The sequence below is a fragment of the Thermocoleostomius sinensis A174 genome, from assembly GCF_026802175.1.
Lineage (GTDB): Bacteria > Cyanobacteriota > Cyanobacteriia > Elainellales > Elainellaceae > Thermocoleostomius > Thermocoleostomius sinensis.
Map to the genome: position 1 here is coordinate 649326 of NZ_CP113797.1, position 17125 is coordinate 666450.

At 49.7% G+C, this 17125-nt stretch carries 17 protein-coding genes and 1 tRNA gene; 11 read left to right on the forward strand and 7 right to left on the reverse strand.

Annotated elements, in window-relative coordinates; translation table 11 throughout:
• Nucleotides 1-38 precede the first annotated feature (38 nt).
• Complete coding sequence (locus OXH18_RS02740; RefSeq protein ID WP_268610889.1) at nucleotides 39-911, reverse strand: SGNH/GDSL hydrolase family protein; 873 nt, start codon at nucleotides 909-911, stop codon at nucleotides 39-41.
• A 547-nt stretch (nucleotides 912-1458) separates the two neighbouring features.
• Between OXH18_RS02740 and OXH18_RS02745 the strand changes: the two genes are divergently transcribed.
• Both OXH18_RS02745 and OXH18_RS02750 read left to right on the forward strand, forming a co-directional pair.
• On the forward strand, nucleotides 1459-1803 hold the full coding sequence (locus tag OXH18_RS02745; protein WP_268610890.1) for a hypothetical protein: 345 nt from the start codon (nucleotides 1459-1461) through the stop codon (nucleotides 1801-1803).
• A 184-nt stretch (nucleotides 1804-1987) separates the two neighbouring features.
• Nucleotides 1988-2668 (forward strand): hypothetical protein, encoded by a 681-nt coding sequence (locus OXH18_RS02750; RefSeq protein ID WP_268610891.1) that lies wholly within the window; start codon nucleotides 1988-1990, stop codon nucleotides 2666-2668.
• A gap of 62 nt (nucleotides 2669-2730) precedes the next feature.
• On the opposite strand, the gene OXH18_RS02755 is transcribed toward OXH18_RS02750, so the two are convergent.
• Together OXH18_RS02755 and OXH18_RS02760 are read right to left on the reverse strand one after the other, a co-directional pair.
• Entirely contained in the window at nucleotides 2731-4113 is a 1383-nt protein-coding gene (locus OXH18_RS02755) for a (Fe-S)-binding protein (RefSeq protein WP_268610892.1), read from the reverse strand.
• A gap of 9 nt (nucleotides 4114-4122) precedes the next feature.
• Nucleotides 4123-5430 carry an FAD-binding oxidoreductase gene (locus tag OXH18_RS02760; protein ID WP_268610893.1) on the reverse strand — a complete coding sequence of 436 codons (1308 nt, stop codon included), beginning with the start codon at nucleotides 5428-5430 and terminating at the stop codon, nucleotides 4123-4125.
• Nucleotides 5431-5678: 248 nt separating this feature from the next.
• On the opposite strand from OXH18_RS02760, the gene lpdA reads away from it, so the two are divergent.
• The 4 genes from lpdA to OXH18_RS02780 all read left to right on the forward strand — a co-directional run bounded on the left by lpdA (nucleotide 5679) and on the right by OXH18_RS02780 (nucleotide 10129).
• Entirely contained in the window at nucleotides 5679-7112 is a 1434-nt protein-coding gene (gene lpdA, locus OXH18_RS02765; RefSeq protein WP_268610894.1) for a dihydrolipoyl dehydrogenase, read from the forward strand.
• 190 nt (nucleotides 7113-7302) lie between these two features.
• Nucleotides 7303-8184: an indole-3-glycerol phosphate synthase TrpC gene (gene trpC, locus OXH18_RS02770; protein WP_268610895.1), complete on the forward strand. Its 882-nt coding sequence runs from the start codon at nucleotides 7303-7305 to the stop codon at nucleotides 8182-8184.
• A gap of 113 nt (nucleotides 8185-8297) precedes the next feature.
• Complete coding sequence (locus OXH18_RS02775; protein WP_268610896.1) at nucleotides 8298-8630, forward strand: DUF5340 domain-containing protein; 333 nt, start codon at nucleotides 8298-8300, stop codon at nucleotides 8628-8630.
• Nucleotides 8631-8800: 170 nt separating this feature from the next.
• Nucleotides 8801-10129 carry a coiled-coil domain-containing protein gene (locus OXH18_RS02780; RefSeq protein WP_268610897.1) on the forward strand — a complete coding sequence of 443 codons (1329 nt, stop codon included), beginning with the start codon at nucleotides 8801-8803 and terminating at the stop codon, nucleotides 10127-10129.
• Between the two features lie 106 nt (nucleotides 10130-10235).
• On the opposite strand, the gene OXH18_RS02785 is transcribed toward OXH18_RS02780, so the two are convergent.
• A complete protein-coding gene (locus tag OXH18_RS02785) occupies nucleotides 10236-10787 on the reverse strand; it encodes an FKBP-type peptidyl-prolyl cis-trans isomerase (RefSeq protein ID WP_268610898.1) in 552 nt (183 codons plus the stop codon).
• An 86-nt stretch (nucleotides 10788-10873) separates the two neighbouring features.
• Entirely contained in the window at nucleotides 10874-11197 is a 324-nt protein-coding gene (locus tag OXH18_RS02790) for a phasin family protein (protein WP_268610899.1), read from the reverse strand.
• A 179-nt stretch (nucleotides 11198-11376) separates the two neighbouring features.
• Between OXH18_RS02790 and OXH18_RS02795 the strand changes: the two genes are divergently transcribed.
• The 3 genes from OXH18_RS02795 (at nucleotide 11377) to OXH18_RS02805 (ending at nucleotide 12422) form a co-directional block, all read left to right on the forward strand.
• Complete coding sequence (locus OXH18_RS02795; protein WP_268610900.1) at nucleotides 11377-11736, forward strand: TIGR03792 family protein; 360 nt, start codon at nucleotides 11377-11379, stop codon at nucleotides 11734-11736.
• A 41-nt stretch (nucleotides 11737-11777) separates the two neighbouring features.
• On the forward strand, nucleotides 11778-12128 hold the full coding sequence (locus tag OXH18_RS02800; RefSeq protein ID WP_268610901.1) for a zinc ribbon domain-containing protein: 351 nt from the start codon (nucleotides 11778-11780) through the stop codon (nucleotides 12126-12128).
• Nucleotides 12129-12348: 220 nt separating this feature from the next.
• Nucleotides 12349-12422 (forward strand) — tRNA-Pro (locus tag OXH18_RS02805).
• 92 nt (nucleotides 12423-12514) lie between these two features.
• Here OXH18_RS02805 and OXH18_RS02810 read toward each other — a convergent pair.
• Both OXH18_RS02810 and OXH18_RS02815 read right to left on the reverse strand, forming a co-directional pair.
• Nucleotides 12515-13441 (reverse strand): SPFH domain-containing protein, encoded by a 927-nt coding sequence (locus OXH18_RS02810; protein ID WP_268610902.1) that lies wholly within the window; start codon nucleotides 13439-13441, stop codon nucleotides 12515-12517.
• A 158-nt stretch (nucleotides 13442-13599) separates the two neighbouring features.
• A complete protein-coding gene (locus tag OXH18_RS02815) occupies nucleotides 13600-14031 on the reverse strand; it encodes an NfeD family protein (RefSeq protein ID WP_268610903.1) in 432 nt (143 codons plus the stop codon).
• A gap of 275 nt (nucleotides 14032-14306) precedes the next feature.
• Here OXH18_RS02815 and OXH18_RS02820 point away from each other — a divergent pair, with 275 nt between their 5' ends.
• Nucleotides 14307-16403 carry a PP2C family protein-serine/threonine phosphatase gene (locus tag OXH18_RS02820; RefSeq protein WP_268610904.1) on the forward strand — a complete coding sequence of 699 codons (2097 nt, stop codon included), beginning with the start codon at nucleotides 14307-14309 and terminating at the stop codon, nucleotides 16401-16403.
• A gap of 182 nt (nucleotides 16404-16585) precedes the next feature.
• The gene (locus OXH18_RS02825; RefSeq protein ID WP_268610905.1) at nucleotides 16586-16807 is read left to right on the forward strand and encodes a ferredoxin-thioredoxin reductase variable chain; all 222 of its coding nucleotides are present in this window, start codon (nucleotides 16586-16588) and stop codon (nucleotides 16805-16807) included.
• Nucleotides 16808-17125 lie beyond the last annotated feature (318 nt).

Sequence of the window (17125 nt, forward strand, 5' to 3'; positions counted from 1 at the left end):
GCGAAAAGCAATGCCTATTTCATGTTGAGTGCAAGTTTTTACGGCAATTGGGCCAACTGCGATCGAGTCATTCCTGCGTCTTGAATGGCAGCAAATGCAGCCTCTCCTAAAACCTGATGGGCGGCCGTAGTTGGATGAATCCCATCCCAAAACAAAAACTGTTCGGGTTGATCGCAACGCTGAGATTCGGTTAAACAGGCTTGGGTAACGTTGGTCAAGCCATACTTGGCGGGATTGGTAATGGCATGGCGATACAGTGCGTTGACATCTAAAACAGCTAGCTTTAACTTGGCTGTGTGTTGATTTTCTTGACTCAGTGATTGATTGAGTTGGTTCAACGATCGCTGTAGACGCCGATTGTAAGCTTTGGATAAGGAATTGAGCGTGTCTGCTTGAGTGCTGTTCTGTGTTGCTGGTAGTTGTCCCAAATTGGGTAAATTAGCGACCAAAATTCGAGTCGCTCCTGCCCGAACCAAAGTATCGATCGACTCGATGACTACATTAGCCGGGGCGTCGGTGCGAGCACTGCCCTGCAAGTAATCATTGGCTCCTATCCAAATAACATAAAGTGCTTGAGTATTGATTTGAGTACTTACTTGAGAGTAAGAGGACAGAAAAGACTGAACTTGGCTGTGAAGGCTGGGAACTAGCGCATTGGGGGTATCGGCCGCAGTAGCCCCTCCATAGGCAAAATTGGTCATATCTGTAGATGACAACTCGAGTCGATCGCTCAAATATTCAACCCAAACTCGTCCATTCGAGTAACGTCCTTGAAAATATGGCGAAGGTGGATGCAGTCCTCCAGTTGCCTGAAATACATTCCCCACATCTGAAAGACTATCCCCAAATACAACCAGTTCAGCGATGGGTGCCAAGGGTTGCAACAATGGGGTCGAAACAGTCAGAGCCATCGTAAACCCCAAAAGCACAAAAACAAGGACTAAAACACGATGTTTCACAAAAACCAGTCAGATTGAGAGCAATTTGAGATCAATGGCAATCTAATAAGATTGATTTGACGAAGTTCTACTTGTTTAGCTAGTTGCCATTCCGAGTGTAACAATTGCCTTGAAATTTAGCTGGCGGTGGTTGCGGAGTCTTGCTGGGAAGCCCTCTGCCACACAAACTCCCTCTAGTCAAGATCGTGATAAACTACATGCCTCTGCAAAGAGGCGGACAACCCCATGAAGTTGCAGCAGCGATTGTGTGGCTACTGTTCGAGGAAGCATCCTCCACAGGCTCGTTGAGCGATATCGCTGGAGGCAACTAACAGCGATCGGCTGGTGTTGGAATCTCTGATCGAAATCTCCTTTTGAGATTTCCCCCAAATGGCTGATCAGCCGAAACTACATACATTAAAAATCATATAAAACTGCATCATATGATACAAAACTATTGCTTATAAATTAAAATAGAGGCGTAGAAAGCGAATTTAATTTAACTGAAGAGGGTGCAATTATGGAGCAAAATCAACTCGATCGGCTCCGCAAGGAATTTGAGCGATTATACCGACAAGCAGATTTTGAGCAACCGGGTGGGTTCAATGAAGTAGAAAGCTCACAGGCTGGATCGGAGCATCTACAGGGATGGCGGCAACGACTGCAACAAATCTGGCAGTCAGTTAGTCGATTTTTCACCGAAGAAATTGACGACTCAACACACAGCGATCCGTTTTGGTGGCAGGTTCATAGTTGGCGCACGGGTGTTTATGCTCCAATTTTTCACGATGAAACGTCGCATGAAGCCAAAGCTTGGCTAGAAGGGTTATATCAGCGCTCGTCAAATGAGTCCGATCGGCATTAGCGAGTACAACGAACTATGGACTGCCATTACCCTGGTTCACCAGGGTTCACTATTGTTCGATCGGAGGTGCTGAAGGGCTGATTCAGATAATTTCAGTTCTAGCAACTTGAATTGATATTAGTCTGTATACAGAATTCAGCATACAATTTAGGAGAAATTGTTTTCATCATCTCCTTGGATCAGCATGACAAGCCGTTGGTTTGCACCCGAAACTGAATCTGTTTCCCAAGCTAGCCTCGTCTTTGAGCATATTGTTCCCAACGGCAAAGGGCTGGCTTTTCGGCTTTGGCATCTTCGGCTGGCAAATAGCGCCCGTCGTTGCGATGGCTGTATTCGAGTCGATTTATGCGCGCCAGTGAAAGGCGATCATTTAAGTTGGTACTCAATTATTCATTTTGATTCGCCAGACCATCTGAATCAATGGCTGAAGTCGAAACAGCGAGAAGCCTTAATAGAAGAGGGGCGAAAAATTTTTGAATTGTATCAATTCAAGTCTTTTAGTACTGGACTAGAGGGATGGTTTTCGCGCAGTAGCAAAGTAGAACAATTTGGGTTAGGGCCGTCTGCTTGGAAGCAAAATTTGGCGGTAGTTTTGGGACTCTATCCCTTGGTAATGGTGCAGACGTTCTTATTTACCAGTCTGCATTTCATGCATTCCTGGTCACACGCTAGTTCTATGCTGGTGAATAATCTGATTTCGTCTTCTATTTTGACGTGGATAGTCATGCCGCTAGTGACAAAAGGATTAAGCTTTTGGTTAACGCCCGATCGACACGCTTCGGTCAAGCTCAATGTGCTTGGAACCTGTGTGGTGGCGATCGCTCTGGTTGCCATGCTGAGCCTTTTTAATTACTTGGAGCTTTGACCTGACAGAACCGAGGCTTCTGCACAAAAGGCAAGATCAAACTATGGACAGGTTAATATACTCTAGAATAAGTCAGCTAATCCAATAGCTCGAATTGAAGCATCCAACAACCGAATGGGATGAATGACAGGGACTGTTCGGTTTTGTTGATGCAAATGTTTGAGAATTTGTAGCGAACAACCCGGATTAGACGAGGCAATCAGCGTTGCACCGGTATTGAGCAAATTGGCAACTTTCTGTTGTCCCAATTCTTCGGCAACATCGGGTTGCAGCATGTTGTATACGCCAGCGCTGCCACAGCAAAGGGCTGCATCGATCGGCTCTCGTAATGTGACACCGGGAATTTGCCGCAGCAACTGACGAGGTTGCAGACTGATTTTTTGCCCGTGTAGCAAATGGCAGGCATCCTGATACACGATCGTCAGCGGTTCTGCTTGCAGAGGATGCAGTGTTGCGGTTAATCCAATGGCACTGAGAAATTCCTGGACATCTTTGACTTTGGGGGCAAATTCGGCAGCTTTGTCACGATAGTTTGGGTCGTTTTGCAGGATGCGATCGTATTCCTTGAGCGTATGTCCACAGCCAGCCGCATTGATAATCACTGCATCTACGTTGGTTCCCTCGAAGGCATCGATCATTTGACGAGCCAGTGCTTGCCCTTGGGCTTCCTGCCCTTGGTGGTATGGCAAGGCAGCGCAACATCCTTGCGACTTGGGAATGACAACCTCGCAGCCGTTGGCGCTCAACACGCGAGCCGTGGCTTCGTTCACTTCGCTAAACAGCAAGCGCTGTACACAGCCTAGAATCATCCCCACCCGATAGCGTTTCTCGCCTTGAGCCGGGATCACCGTGGGTAAGGAGTCCTGAAACGATTTTGCGGTGATGTTGGGCAACAGCGATTCCATTGCCGCTAACCGAGGTGCAAGTCGTTGCAGCAGCCCAGTCGATCGCACTAGGTTTGACACGCCCAATTTCTGGTATAGGGCCAATGGAGCCAGCATCAGCCGCAGCCGATTTGGGTAAGGGAACAGCGAGAAGATGAGTTTCCGGAATAGCCGATCGCCCAAACCTCTGAGATGATTACGCTCAATTTGAGGACGAGTGGCGGCAATTAGCTTGTCATATTGCACCCCAGATGGACAGGTGGTAACACAGGCCAAACAGCCAAGACAAGAATCAAAATGTTGAACACTGGCAGAGGAAAGGGGAGCGTCTCCTTCGTTGATTGCATCCATAAGGTAAATGCGACCGCGGGGTGAATCAGTCTCTTTGCCAATAACGCGATAGCTGGGGCATGTAGATAGACAAAACCCACAGTGGACACAAGCATCAATCAACTTTGGATCAGGTGGATGATTATGATCAAATCCGTTCGCAAACGTAGTTTGAATATCGGTAAAATCAATTGAAACGGAAGAGATTTCTGACGGTAAATTGGTGGTCATCGCTGTTGACTAAATTCCGTTGACAAATCGATGCGGGCTGAATAAATTCTCTGGATCAAATTGCTGCTTCAGGTTTTTCATTGTCGCGAAGGCATTCCCCACGTAGCCCCAAACATCGATCGACTGTTTGAACGCAACCGGAGCCGCCAATACACTCAAGAAACCACCTTCAACTTGACACAATGCACGAGCTTGTGCCAATTGTTCTAGTGATAAAGTGTCAAACCGCAGCAACCCTAGCCCACTGGCGGCATGAATCAGTCCAAAGCTTAAAGGAGCTAGATGGCCAAGCTTGCTGAGCATATCGACCGCATTTGACGGTAACACTCCTATTTTGCAAGTAATTTCGGTTTCTTGGGGATAAGCCTGCATCTGTTCTTGCAATTGTTGCCATAGAGGTTGTTCATCGCTTCCAGGGAAGACTTGGCTATGTAAACCGATCGTCTGACCAAGCTGTTGCAAGTATTCCGTTTGTTCAGCAACGCTCACATCCAAGCTTTGGAACCGCACAATCAGCCCCATTGCCTGCTTGTTGATTAATACTGACGCTACTTCCGGCGTGACTAGCTCGATCGCCACTGGTGATAATCCCGATGCCAATAGGGTTGCTGTCGCGTTAGCAATGGACTCTGGTTTACCCGTTAGGAATACCGTTTGCGAGGCAGGGGGCAGCGGATAAATCCGAAACGATACCTGCGCGATTGCGCCTAACGTGCCATAGGAGCCAGTGAATAACTTCATCAGATCATAGCCCGCTACGTTCTTCACGACTCGCCCGCCGGCCTTAGCGATTTGACCGTCTGAACGGACGATCGATAAACCAATCAACATATCGCGGACGCTGCCATATCGTTGGCGTAGCGCCCCTGTGTCGGCTGTGGCCACAATCCCACCCAACGTTGCAGTGTCGGGATAAGCCGGATCGATCGCCAAAAATTGCCCGGCTGTGGCTAGCTGAGCTTGTAGATCTGAGAGTTTCATTCCAGCTTCGGCCGTCACGGTCAAATCCCCCACAGCATGATCTACTAAGCGATTGAGGCGAGCCGTGCTGATCACCAATTGAATGCCAGTTGCCAATCCACCCCAGTGGAGCTTGCTAGCACTGCCGCAGATCAACACAGGACACCGATGGCGATCGACCCATGCTATCACCTCCCCGAGCATTTCTTGCGTTTCAGGGTAAACCACCCCTTCCACGGTAGAATTTGGGGCTACCGCTTGAGTGATTTGGTGTTTCAGACTCGGTTCCAGAGCCTCCCAAGGGCAAAGGGCATCGGTGCCAACGATAGACTCTAGCTGGTGTGTGATCGAATTCATGGGAGTGGGGAGTCGGGGGTTGGGAATCACGATAGTCTTTACGCATTATCCATCACCTACCACCCATTCCCCCATCGTGCCAGGTTAAATGGCTGGGCTTCGCGATGACTTGGTTGTTTTCACTTGGTTGTTCACTTGAGGCGATTGAGGCTGCCTAGCTCTGTTACGATCGCCCAACCCTAATTCCCTTGTCTAAGACCCCCTTCACCATCGAAAATAGAGCAGAGGATTACCCAGAGGGGGAAATTGTGAGTCACGGATTCGATTACGATTTAGTCATTATTGGAGCAGGTGTAGGCGGGCATGGAGCGGCTCTACATGCTGTACGGTGTGGCTTGAAAACCGCCATTATTGAAGCAGCGGATATGGGCGGCACGTGTGTCAACCGAGGCTGTATTCCCTCTAAGGCATTGCTGGCAGCCTCCGGTCGAGTGCGAGAACTTCGCGACACGCACCATCTAAAAGCGTTGGGTATTCATGTTCCAGATGTTTCTTTCGAGCGAGAAGCAATCGCCAATCATGCCAATAGTTTGGTGAAAAAAATCCGCGACGATTTGACCAATAGCCTCAAGCGCCTCAACGTCGAAACGATTCACGGACGTGGCAAGTTGGCAGGGCCCCAAAAAGTGACTGTAATGACGGAAACAGGGGAAAAAACAATCACTGCCCAAGATGTAATGATCTCATCCGGGTCAGTGCCGTTTGTGCCACCGGGAATTGAACTCGATGGCAAAACTGTGTTCACCAGTGATGATGGTGTGAAGTTGGATTGGTTGCCGTCCTGGCTGGCGATCGTCGGTAGTGGCTACATTGGGCTAGAGTTTGCCGATATCTACACGGCGCTTGGCTCGGAAGTAACGATGATTGAAGCGTTGGATCAGTTAATGCCAGGGTTTGATCCAGATATTGCCAAACAGGCCCAGCGAGTATTAATTGCGCCTCGCGATATCGAGACCAAGGTGGGAATGTTAGCCAAGAAAGTGACACCCGGCTCCCCCGTGGTGATTGAACTCGCCGACGCCAAAACTAAGGAAACTGTGGAAATTTTGGAAGTTGATGCCTGTCTGGTCGCGACGGGACGGATTCCTGCAACTAGCGATCTGGGGCTGGAAACAGTGGGCGTGGAGGTCGATCGCCGGGGCTTCATTCCCGTCAACGATCAAATGGCCGTACTGGCAGAAGGACAACCTGTGCCGCATCTGTGGGCAATCGGAGATGCTACAGGCAAAATGATGTTGGCTCATGCGGCCTCGGCCCAAGGCATGGTAGCAGTCGATAATATCTGTGGTCGATCGCGCACGGTAGACTATCGCAGCATTCCTGCCGCTGCGTTCACTCATCCTGAAGTGAGCTTTGTGGGGTTGACGGAACCTGCGGCCCAAGAACTGGCCCAAGCAGAAGGCTTCAACGTGGCCACTGTGCGATCGTACTTTAAGGGCAACTCCAAAGCCATTGCTGAAGGCGAAACCGACGGACTGGCTAAAGTCATCTACCGTGAAGATACCGGCGAGGTATTAGGCGTTCACATTTTAGGGTTTCATGCGTCGGATTTGATTCAGGAAGCCGCCAACGCTATTGCTGAACGCCGATCGGTGCACGATCTTGCTTACTTTGTCCACACTCACCCCACCCTGTCGGAAGTGCTAGACGAAGCCTATAAGCGAGCGATCGAAAAAGGATAAAGTTTATCAAGATATAAGGATAGATAAAGGATATTTATTCTTATCCTCCTCGCTCCTTCCCCTAACGCTGGGGGACTTTAATTTGATTCCCCCTTAATCTGGTGGACTAGGGAAGCAAAAGTCGCTGAACCGCGTTAGTCCTGTGTCTTTTACATTCGCCTTCATACTCTAGCCTTTACCCTTTCTACTCATGCAGATTCGTCGTCGTTCCCCCGGGCCCGCTGTAGCGGTTGAAAGTTTGCGTTATCAAGTCCAGATCGAGGGTGCAGAGCCGCAGCATATTCTGGAGGAAATTGTTTGGTACAAGGAAAAAGAAGTTGACAAAATGCGGGAACAAGTACCGCTGATGGAGTTGCAACACAAAGCTTTAGAAGCACCCGCGACGCGAGATTTTGTGGCAGCACTGCGGCAGGGCAAAACTCAACCTGCCCTCATTGCTGAAGTGAAGAAAGCATCTCCCAGTAAGGGCGTGATTCGGGAAGAGTTTGATCCGATCGCCATTGCTCAGGCCTATGAAGCTGGCGGTGCATCGTGTGTGTCGGTGCTGACGGATGAAAAATTCTTTCAGGGCAGTTTCAGCTATTTGCGCCAAATTCGCCAGACGATCGACTGCCCACTGTTGTGCAAAGATTTTGTGATTTATCCCTACCAATTGTATTTGGCCCGCGTCAATGGGGCCGATGCGGTCCTGCTGATTGCTGCCATTCTACCCGATCGCGATTTGCAGTATTTTCTCAAAATTATTAAGGCACTGGGAATGTCTGCCCTGATTGAAGTCCATACGCTAGAAGAACTAGATCGGGTGCTGACGTTGCAAGACGTAGCCTTAGTTGGCATCAACAACCGCAACTTAAAGGATTTCTCGGTGAATTTAGACACGACGCGGCAGATTTTGGCAGCTAGAGGCGATCAACTGCAAGCCCGCAATATTTTAGTGGTTAGCGAATCCGGGTTGCATACCGCTGCCGATCTACAGCAAGTTCACCAAGCGGGAGCTAGTGCGGTATTAATCGGGGAATCGCTGATGAAGCAACCCCATCCAGGTGTCGCTATTGGTGCACTGTTTGTGTAAGCTCATCATGGTAACTTCATGAGAAGTAGCTCCTGTACCTAACAGAAGGTCAGGTTTAGGTGCATACTGAAGTCAGACTGAAACAAATTCACAATGAGTGAACCACGGGCTGCATGGAACCTATCCCTCTTCCATCTCACATTCATTACGAGTTGCTTCTGCAATTGCTAGAGCGACAAACAATGTTAGCCGTGGGACGCAAGTCCCCGCAACAGGAGCAAGTCCATGAATTAATTGTGACGTTGCGTAAAGCATTAACTCAGCAAAAACAGTTGGAAGAGAGTTGCCAGCGCGCCAATGTGCCCATTGACTATCGCTGGTCGTTGAATCATACGGCATCAGAACCATCTGTGCTCAATGCGATCGCGTCCCCACCAGCGGAGCCAGTAGAATCTGAACCAATTCAGCCTGAGCCAGTCCCGTCCTCTGAATCTTGCCATCCCTAGATTCTCCAAATTGATATCAATTTGAAGTTCCTTCGGTAGACTGTAAGCCAGCACAACTCGCTTCTGCAACATATCGCCCGCTGGTGTATGGAGCTAGAGCAACCATACAGGTATGTTGAGTGGTAATGTGGCATGACAGGATAGCGTTGGTAGGGTTTTGGAGGTTACGAGTGGTACAGTCAGGTTCTAGACATCGTGATGACATCGTGAATGATCCCTGTTTCCAGCCTCAAGATTGTGAAGACGCCCGTAATTTGAGCTTGACGCTAGTTCCGGCCGACTACCAAGTGTTATTGGAAGAGTTGCAACAAGCCCAGACGCTCGATCGAGAAAGAGTCGATCGCATTCAGCAACTTGAGCAAGCATTAGATCAAGCCTTGGTTTGGCTGAATGATTTACGGGCGCAACTCACTGATCAAGCCCTGCTGGAAACACAGCTTGCTAATACGGAAGAATATGCTCACGTACAGCAACAGGCCATTGCTCGCCTGAAGCTACAACTGGCAGATCAACAGCAAACACTTGATGTGCAACTGCTGGAAACTCAACAACGTGATCAAGCGATCCAAGAACTGATGGCTACGATCGAGACGATGACGCACACGCAGCAACAAGAATTGGAGCGCTTACGCTCGTTTATCACTCAAGATCAAGTTGAGGTTCAAACGCATCGCAGCCTGCTGACACAGCAAATTCAAGACCTTCAAACTACCTTGGAAACTCGACAGCAGCGCATTGCCGATCTAGAATCTGAGACCCTTTCTGCCCGCACCTTGGCAGCCACCCTGCGCGAACAACTGGCAACAGCCCAGCAACAAATCAAAGATCTCTCTGTCCGACTTCAGCAGTATCAGGCCGATTGGGCGCAATTAGAATCTCAACTGGCAGAAGTGCAGTCCGATCGCCAAACTGCTGTAAAGCTGCAATCGAGCATCAGCTTACCGATCAACTTACCACTCCAGCGCTTATCTGCGAGTGAAGCTAACACCCTATTGGTTTCACTGCAACACGATCTGACGCGGGCGCATCGCCGAATTGAGATGTTGGAAAATCAACTAGCGCAGCAAACCCGGCTTCAGGCCCATTGGCAACAAAGCCATCAACAGCTAGAAGAGGAACGCGATCGGCTGCAAACCCGTACAGGAATCTTGGAGCGGCAAACCGCAGAACTGCAAGAGCAAATTCTGCATCAAGCGCAACAGGCAACCGAGTATGAAACCGCTGTACAGTACTGGAAAGATCGCTATCTAGCACAGCAACATCAACTCTCACAGTTGCATGAACTAGCTGAGCAAGTCTCATCGGAATTAGAACCAGACACAATCCCTTCAGCCTTGACAGACCTCCTGAACTCGCTGCTTACTCTAACCGCCAATACCGGCGAAACATTGCCACCTCCATCCATTCCCCTACCCAAATTCCCAACTCCCGAACTTCCCGACTTTTTGGTGCGTCGGCGCGATCGGGTCAAAGGACAGCGGCTTGGCTTGCGAGGCTAAGTGCCTTGGGAAGCAGGAATTGGCGGTAAGAGTTGACAATGGGTAATGGGTAATCGAAGTAAACCTGTCCTCTGTTCCTTACTCCCTACTCCCTATTCCCTAATTCCTACCCACCAACTCGCAGGAGTTCTACATCAAAAATCAAGGTAGCGTTAGGAGGAATCACTCCACCGGCTCCTCGTGCTCCGTAGCCCAGTTCAGGGGGAATAATCAGCCGTCGCTGACCACCGACTTTCATGGTACTTAGCCCCTCATCCCACCCGCGAATCACTTGTCCGGCACCTAAGCGAAACGAGAAGGGGCGATTGCGATCGCGAGAACTGTCAAATTTGGTACCGTCTTCCAACGTGCCGGTATAGTGAACTGTTACATTCTGTCCCGATTGCGGCATGGCTCCATCCCCTTCCTGAAGGTCGATGTAGCGCAATCCAGAGGGGGTAGTGATAATCTCCTGATTTTCTTCCTGCATGAGATCTGTGGCATCAGTGCTAGAGGCTTGAGCAATTAGGGTGGAATTAGCTGCGGTGGTGGTGGAGATAGACGGAGGCTCAGCAAGCTGAGCAGCAATCGCCTCGCTGCCTCGCTGAGTCAGTTGCGCCACCACTAGAAAGACTGCACATGCCAGCATGATCCCAAAGCTAATTAGAATTTCCCGCAAAATCGACCTCCTTCGATCAAACTTGAAACCCAACCCTCAGTGTATATCAGCTAGGAGGCTTCAAGGCGATCGCTTAGGCTGATTGACTATCGCCACAGGCGGTTTTCTAGGTCACGAACTTGGCGCTCTAGGCGATCGATGCGTCCCCGCAGTTCATCCATCTCGTTTTGGCGTGGTACCCCTAATTCTTGTAGAACCGTCCGAAGCTGGCGGCGAAATTGAGCTTCCCAGTTGCTTTGCTCAGACTTCAACTGCTGCATCAGATCGTTAGCAAAATGAGAAGCTTGCTCTGGGTCGAGTTTGCCGTCTTTTACCCACTGATCGCTGACTTCTTTCATCTTTTCAGCAACCAAGGAGGTTGTGCCAATGCCAAGCATCAATAGCTGTTGAAGAAAATTGTTGTTGTCCATAATGATTCCTTATTCTCTGCCTCCTGCTAGCCAAGATGATCGAACCCAGGCATGATAAAACTGAACGGCTTGCAGTTTACAGTCTTATTCTGGCAAATGTTCTGCGAAATAATGCCGAGATGGAATTCTTGATAACCGATCGTTTGTTGTAGAGCAGTGATACACGAGATACACAATCTATGGAAATTGAATGGTTGAAATTCCGGGTAAATCCCGATCGGCGCGAGGAGTTTGTGCAAAAGGATGCGGAGATTTGGACAGCGGCACTGTCGCAATATCCCGGCTTCATTAGTAAGGAAGTCTGGATCAGCCCTGATGATTTAGCAGAGGTGGTACAGGTCATTCGCTGGGAAACGTTTGAGCAGTGGCAGGCCATTCCGCCTCAAGCGTTAGAACAAATCGAAGCCCAATTTAGACAGTCCATGGGCGATAGTTATGAGCTACTAGAATCCTCTCGCTATCAAATTCGCAAATTCTCGAATGAGACTGAACATCAATCTTTGAGACAAGCGCACCACCCCTATGGGCGAGGACGATAGTGCAATAGGCTAGGATTGAGAAAACTGCGGTTAGATGTGCGATGCCAGTTTGTCCTCGTTGTCAGCAATTTGTCGAATCCCAAGCGATCGTTTGTCCTACGTGTCGCCTCATGCTTAAAGCCCATGGGCATCCCGGTATTCCCCTGTTTCGAGCCGAGGAGGATGAATACCTTTGCCAAACCTGTACCTATCATGAGGATGACACTTGTAACTTTCCGCAGCGACCCTTTGCTAAAGAATGTACGCTGTATCATAATCCGCAGACTTCAACACAAGTATTGACCTATCGCCCTAGTCGGCAAGCGCTAGTGAAGCATTGGCTGCGGCGCAACGCCCCGCTGTTGATTGTGGTAGCGCTGTTGCTGATTAGCTTGTTGATTGCATTAAGTTAATGAAAACGACCTGATTGACAAATTGATTGACAAATTGCTGCCCCCTCATCCCCCACCTCCTGCTCCCAGATGGGGCGACGGGAAGTCGAAACGATTGAGGGATTTTCAACGTCACTCTTCTTGAGAAGAGAGAGATGGGGTAAGGGTCATCGAAGCTTGTCAGTCAATCAATGAAAACGGTTGAAATTCTTGATAAAATCACTTACTAATGCAGTTTAGACGGGGCGTAGCGCAGCTTGGTAGCGCACCACTTTGGGGTAGTGGGGGTCGTGGGTTCAAATCCCGCTGCTCCGATGTGTCTGATTGAAGGCTTGATTCACCAGGTAGGTTGATTGATCGGGGCGATCGCCGATCGCCCTTCGATTGTTGTACAGCTTGTTACACGCTCAGGACTTGGTGCCCTCGTCCTCACCAATGATCGATCGAATGCCTTCCACAGTGGCGGGAATGCTGCGCGGGTCCATGAACATGACCTTGCTGCTAGCGCTCGTGCCAATTTTGGAACCCATGTCGATGTAGTTCTGCGCCATCAAAAATTGCAGCGCTTCTCGCGCCCCCGGATCGGATTTCAGCATTTTGGCAATAATCTGAATCGCTTCGGCTGTGGCCTGAGCCTTCAGTACTTGCTCTTGTCGAGCCGCTTGGGCCCGCAGAATGGTGGCTTTTTGCTCAGCTTCAGCCTGTAAAATCTGGGCATCGGCACGCCCTCTAGCAGAGTTCACGGCTGAGTCTCGTTCACCTTCGGAGGTGAGAATAGCGGCCCGTTTGCGGCGTTCTGCCGACATCTGCAATTCCATCGACTCTTGCACAGCCTTGGAGGGAATAATATCGCGCAGTTCCACCCGCGTTACCTTAACGCCCCACGGGTCGGTGGCTATATCGAGTTCGCGCAATAAAACTTCGTTGATTTCCGATCGGGCAGTGAAGGTTTGATCGAGTTCCAGCTTGCCCATCTCGGCACGAATCTGCGTTAAGACCAAATTCACCATCGCCGATTGCAAATTTTGCACTTTGTAGAAAGCCTTCTCTAGATCAACAATCCGCCAGTAAACCACCGCATCAACTGAAATGGCAACATTATCGCGGGTGATGCACTGTTGTGGTGGCACATCCAAAACCTTTTCTCGAACCGTTTCGGAATAAGCAATCCGTTCAACAAACGGCACCGTAAACCGTAGCCCTGGTTCCAACTTGCGGTTATAGCTGCCCAAGCGCTCAACCAAAGCTTCGTTTCCCTGATTAATGATTCGGACGGAACCTGCCAAACTGGTGCCGCCCAGAACCAAAACAATAAGGGCAAAAATAAAGTCCATCTTAGACCTCCAAAGTGTGGATGTAGACCGCTAATGCAACATCTTCTAACGTCTTCTAAAGTTCTTAGGTTGCCCCGATCGATCGGCTAGACCCTCAGCCGCAAACAAACGTTGAGTTGAATGCACCTACAGATAGGATTCTTATCTAATCAAATGCTTCAGTGGTGCAGCAAATTGGCAGGCAAGACAATCAGCGTAGTGCCGCGTCGCTCCAAAACATACACTCGTTGATTTGCGGCAATGGTTAGATCGTCATCCTCACATCGAGCCTGCCACGAATTGCCTTCATACAGGACTCGCCCGGTTTGTCCCGGAAGAATTTCTGTTAATGTTTGTGCTTCTTTAGAATCTTCAATTTGACGATGTTTTCTGGGGGGAACCAGGCGACGCAGTAGGATAGTCAACACAATAGACAAGACGAGCCAAAGCGCAACTTGTACTGAAAAAATCGGCACAGATAGGGCAAAAATTGCCACAATAATAGCGCTAAGGCCCATTGTCAATTCGATAAATGCCGTTGGTAGAACAAGTTCCAACATGCAAAGACTCACCCCTGCAATAATCCAGAATAATGGAGTGCCAAGCGACATAGCGAAACCTCGATCAACGTTTGTAAATTGAAGGCGTTAGGATGCAACCTGGGATATGCCTGTGTCATAACCAATGTGCCGCAGAGTTCGTCTTAAAAAAGGTTGCAGAATGCTGGCTACCAGTCCATCACCAGATTGTTGGTTGCCATTGGTTGTGAAGACACAGAGTTGCCAGAATATCGTTGCAGGCGGTATACCTAGTCCCAATCTAGCTTAGCCTTCTGTGATTTCGGTGCTCTGTCAGCTTATCTTTAGGGTAAGTATCCTAGATGCGTATGAGCAGTTCCCCCATTTATCTTCAGTGTTCCAATCCCACCTGTCTGCACCCGGTTAATCCGATCGGTCAATCGGTCTGCGAGCGCTGTCAAGTTCCCCTGGTCTATCGCCATCTTTGGGCAATTGGGGACGGTGTGCGGCAAATTCCCGTCAATACCGTAGTGGGAGAGCGCTATCTGGTCAAGGCTCCTCAGATTTGGCTAGACACCAACCCAGGCACCGTGCCAGAAGTGCCAGAAGTGCTGCCAGGACGAATACTGCCCTATTTGCATTTGTATCCCCATCGCCTGCACATTCCCGAACTACATGGACTTTGTCCGCTGAGCGACAAATCGATCGCCTTACTCCTAGACAATGTGCCGATCGACGAGACGGGAGCACTGCTACCATCGCTGGAATCAGTTTGGCCCACTGTTCCACCTGTACGGCAGGTGTACTGGCTCTGGCAACTTTTTCAACTGTGGGAACCGCTTAATCACTATGGGGTGGCGTTAAGTTTGCTGCTGCCAGAAAATGTGCGGGTTCAAGGATGGCGGGTTCGGCTGCATCAGCTTTTGCGCAACCGCCAAGAACTGGAAATGCCGCTGGCTATTCGTCGGGAAGATTTAGACGATCGAGAACCGCCACCTACCCTGCCGCCGTCTTTTCCGCCGCCTGATCCTGCTGCCTCGCGAGATGTAAAAGCCCAAACGTTTCTACTGAAGGACTTGGCTGAGGTATGGTTACCGTGGATAGAACAGGCTCATGCGACCGTCAAAGCTCCTCTCCGTGCCATCTGCGCTGCGATGCAAACGGCCGCAGACACCGAACTTGGGCTACAGACGATTGCCACTCAACTGAACCATCTGCTGTTAGAGCAATCGGCCCAGTTGCCCGTGCACATTGAAGTAGTAGGTAAAACCGACACTGGTCCCCAACGATCGCATAACGAAGATGCCTGCTATCCTGATTCCCGCTATCCCGATCAGAACGACACGCTGCGGCCCCGCGTAGGGATTATTTGCGATGGCATTGGGGGGCATGAAGGTGGAGAAGTGGCGAGTCGGCGTGCCCTTGACGATCTCAAACGGCTGACAGAGTATCTGCTAGCTGACTTTCAACATCAAACCAATCCCACCTTACCCAGCGAGGTTGCTGAACAGTTAGAGAGTCGCGTGCGGGTGGTCAATAATGTTATTGCTGAACAAAACGATGCCCAAGGACGAGCGATGCGCCAACGCATGGGCACAACGTTGGTGATGGCTGTCCAGTTGCCGCAACAAGTGGAAACTCCCTCAGGCGTGCGATCGGCCCATGAATTATATCTAGTGCATGTGGGCGATAGTCGGGCGTACTGGTTAACTCCTAACTATTGCCATTTGCTAACGCTGGATGATGATGTGGCCACCCGTGAAGTGCGGCTAGGACGGAGTGTTTACCAAGAAGCCCTTGAACGACCGGATGGAGGAGCCTTAACCCAGGCTTTAGGAACCCGCGATGCCGATGCCCTGCAACCGACGGTGCAACGGTTCATGGTGGAAGAAGATGGGCTGTTGTTGTTGTGCTCGGATGGACTGAGCGATAACGATCGAGTGGAGCAAGCTTGGCAACAATTAACCCTACCGGTCTTTAGTGGCAAATGGTCCCTTGAAGAGGCGGTACAAGCTTGGATTGATGTGGCTAATCAACGCAACGGACATGACAATACATCGGTCGTACTCATGCGGTTTGTTGTGACCCCCGCTTCAACCTTACCAGACTTAGAACCAGACTTAGATCGAGAAGCAGAGCCAAGCGCCACACCCGCTCCATCGATGCCACCAGCTCCAGCAAGTCCCGCCTCTGAAGCAGAGTTTGAGTTAACAGAAGCCTCGCGGGCCTTACTGTACGATGAAGATGAGCCAACTCCGTCTCCTCCGTTTAGACCAAACCCTGGGCCATCACCCGAGTTCTTGTCGCCCCAAAAACCTTGGATACTAGGAGCGATCGTCGCTGTGATTGCAGGATTGTTGGGCTTTTTACTGTGGAGCCTTGTGAATTCTACAACTGTGACCCCTAGCGGCGAGTCTCCATCACTGCCCTTGCCAGAGACCGTATCGCCGCCGCCAAACCCCTAGCAGATCCACCGCTGCCCCTTTACCATCACCGATGGTTGAGGGTGAATGCGGTTGCCCGATCGCGAGTGAAACATCATGTGCAAAGATAATGAATGTCGTAAAACTGAATGTCGCAATCATCGCGATTGAGCAAAAACCTGCATAGCGATAAAGCAGATTGTTAAGGTTGTAATGAAAAAATTATGAAAGTTGGCGATCGTGTTCGTGTTAAAGAATCTGTTGTGGTTTATCACCACCCTCAGCACCGCAACGAAGCCTTTGATATCAAAGGACTAGAAGGCGAAGTCATGGCGTTGGTGAATGAGTGGCAAGGAACGCCTATTAGTGCAAATTTTCCGGTTCTTGTTAAATTTGACGCCAAATTTAAAGCACATCTGCGAGAAAGCGAGCTGGAACTGATTTGACGAATGGCAATGTGTTGATAGTGCTAGTCGTCAAGTATTCATCAAAAAGACAGGCGTTGCGGAGTGGATGGATCGTCTCGTCAGGGTGTTTTGCGAAACGCTTTGACAATTGGGATCAAAATCGCTCAATCAAGCTTGAATTCAGCAACGCAGAAAGCAGAGCTTGAGGAACTAGGTCTAGTTGCAAATCTGGAATTAGAACAAGTCAGCAAAACAAAGAAGATCTCACCGCTTCTATGTAGGGGATGTCTATTCGGAAGCATCCGGTGAGATCTGTTCTCTTTTCTTGAATTTTTTCTAGATTGCCAACGCCGTATT

Coding starts and splice junctions, on each gene's coding strand:
- OXH18_RS02740 (WP_268610889.1), bottom strand. CDS start 911: ATGGCTCTGACTGTTTCGACCCCATTGTTGCAACCCTTGGCACCCATC.
- OXH18_RS02745 (WP_268610890.1), top strand. CDS start 1,459: ATGGAGCAAAATCAACTCGATCGGCTCCGCAAGGAATTTGAGCGATTA.
- OXH18_RS02750 (WP_268610891.1), top strand. CDS start 1,988: ATGACAAGCCGTTGGTTTGCACCCGAAACTGAATCTGTTTCCCAAGCT.
- OXH18_RS02755 (WP_268610892.1), bottom strand. CDS start 4,113: ATGACCACCAATTTACCGTCAGAAATCTCTTCCGTTTCAATTGATTTT.
- OXH18_RS02760 (WP_268610893.1), bottom strand. CDS start 5,430: ATGAATTCGATCACACACCAGCTAGAGTCTATCGTTGGCACCGATGCC.
- trpC (WP_268610895.1), top strand. CDS start 7,303: ATGCAGATTCGTCGTCGTTCCCCCGGGCCCGCTGTAGCGGTTGAAAGT.
- OXH18_RS02775 (WP_268610896.1), top strand. CDS start 8,298: ATGGAACCTATCCCTCTTCCATCTCACATTCATTACGAGTTGCTTCTG.
- OXH18_RS02790 (WP_268610899.1), bottom strand. CDS start 11,197: ATGGACAACAACAATTTTCTTCAACAGCTATTGATGCTTGGCATTGGC.
- OXH18_RS02795 (WP_268610900.1), top strand. CDS start 11,377: ATGGAAATTGAATGGTTGAAATTCCGGGTAAATCCCGATCGGCGCGAG.
- OXH18_RS02800 (WP_268610901.1), top strand. CDS start 11,778: ATGCCAGTTTGTCCTCGTTGTCAGCAATTTGTCGAATCCCAAGCGATC.
- OXH18_RS02810 (WP_268610902.1), bottom strand. CDS start 13,441: ATGGACTTTATTTTTGCCCTTATTGTTTTGGTTCTGGGCGGCACCAGT.
- OXH18_RS02815 (WP_268610903.1), bottom strand. CDS start 14,031: ATGTCGCTTGGCACTCCATTATTCTGGATTATTGCAGGGGTGAGTCTT.
- OXH18_RS02820 (WP_268610904.1), top strand. CDS start 14,307: ATGAGCAGTTCCCCCATTTATCTTCAGTGTTCCAATCCCACCTGTCTG.
- OXH18_RS02825 (WP_268610905.1), top strand. CDS start 16,586: ATGAAAGTTGGCGATCGTGTTCGTGTTAAAGAATCTGTTGTGGTTTAT.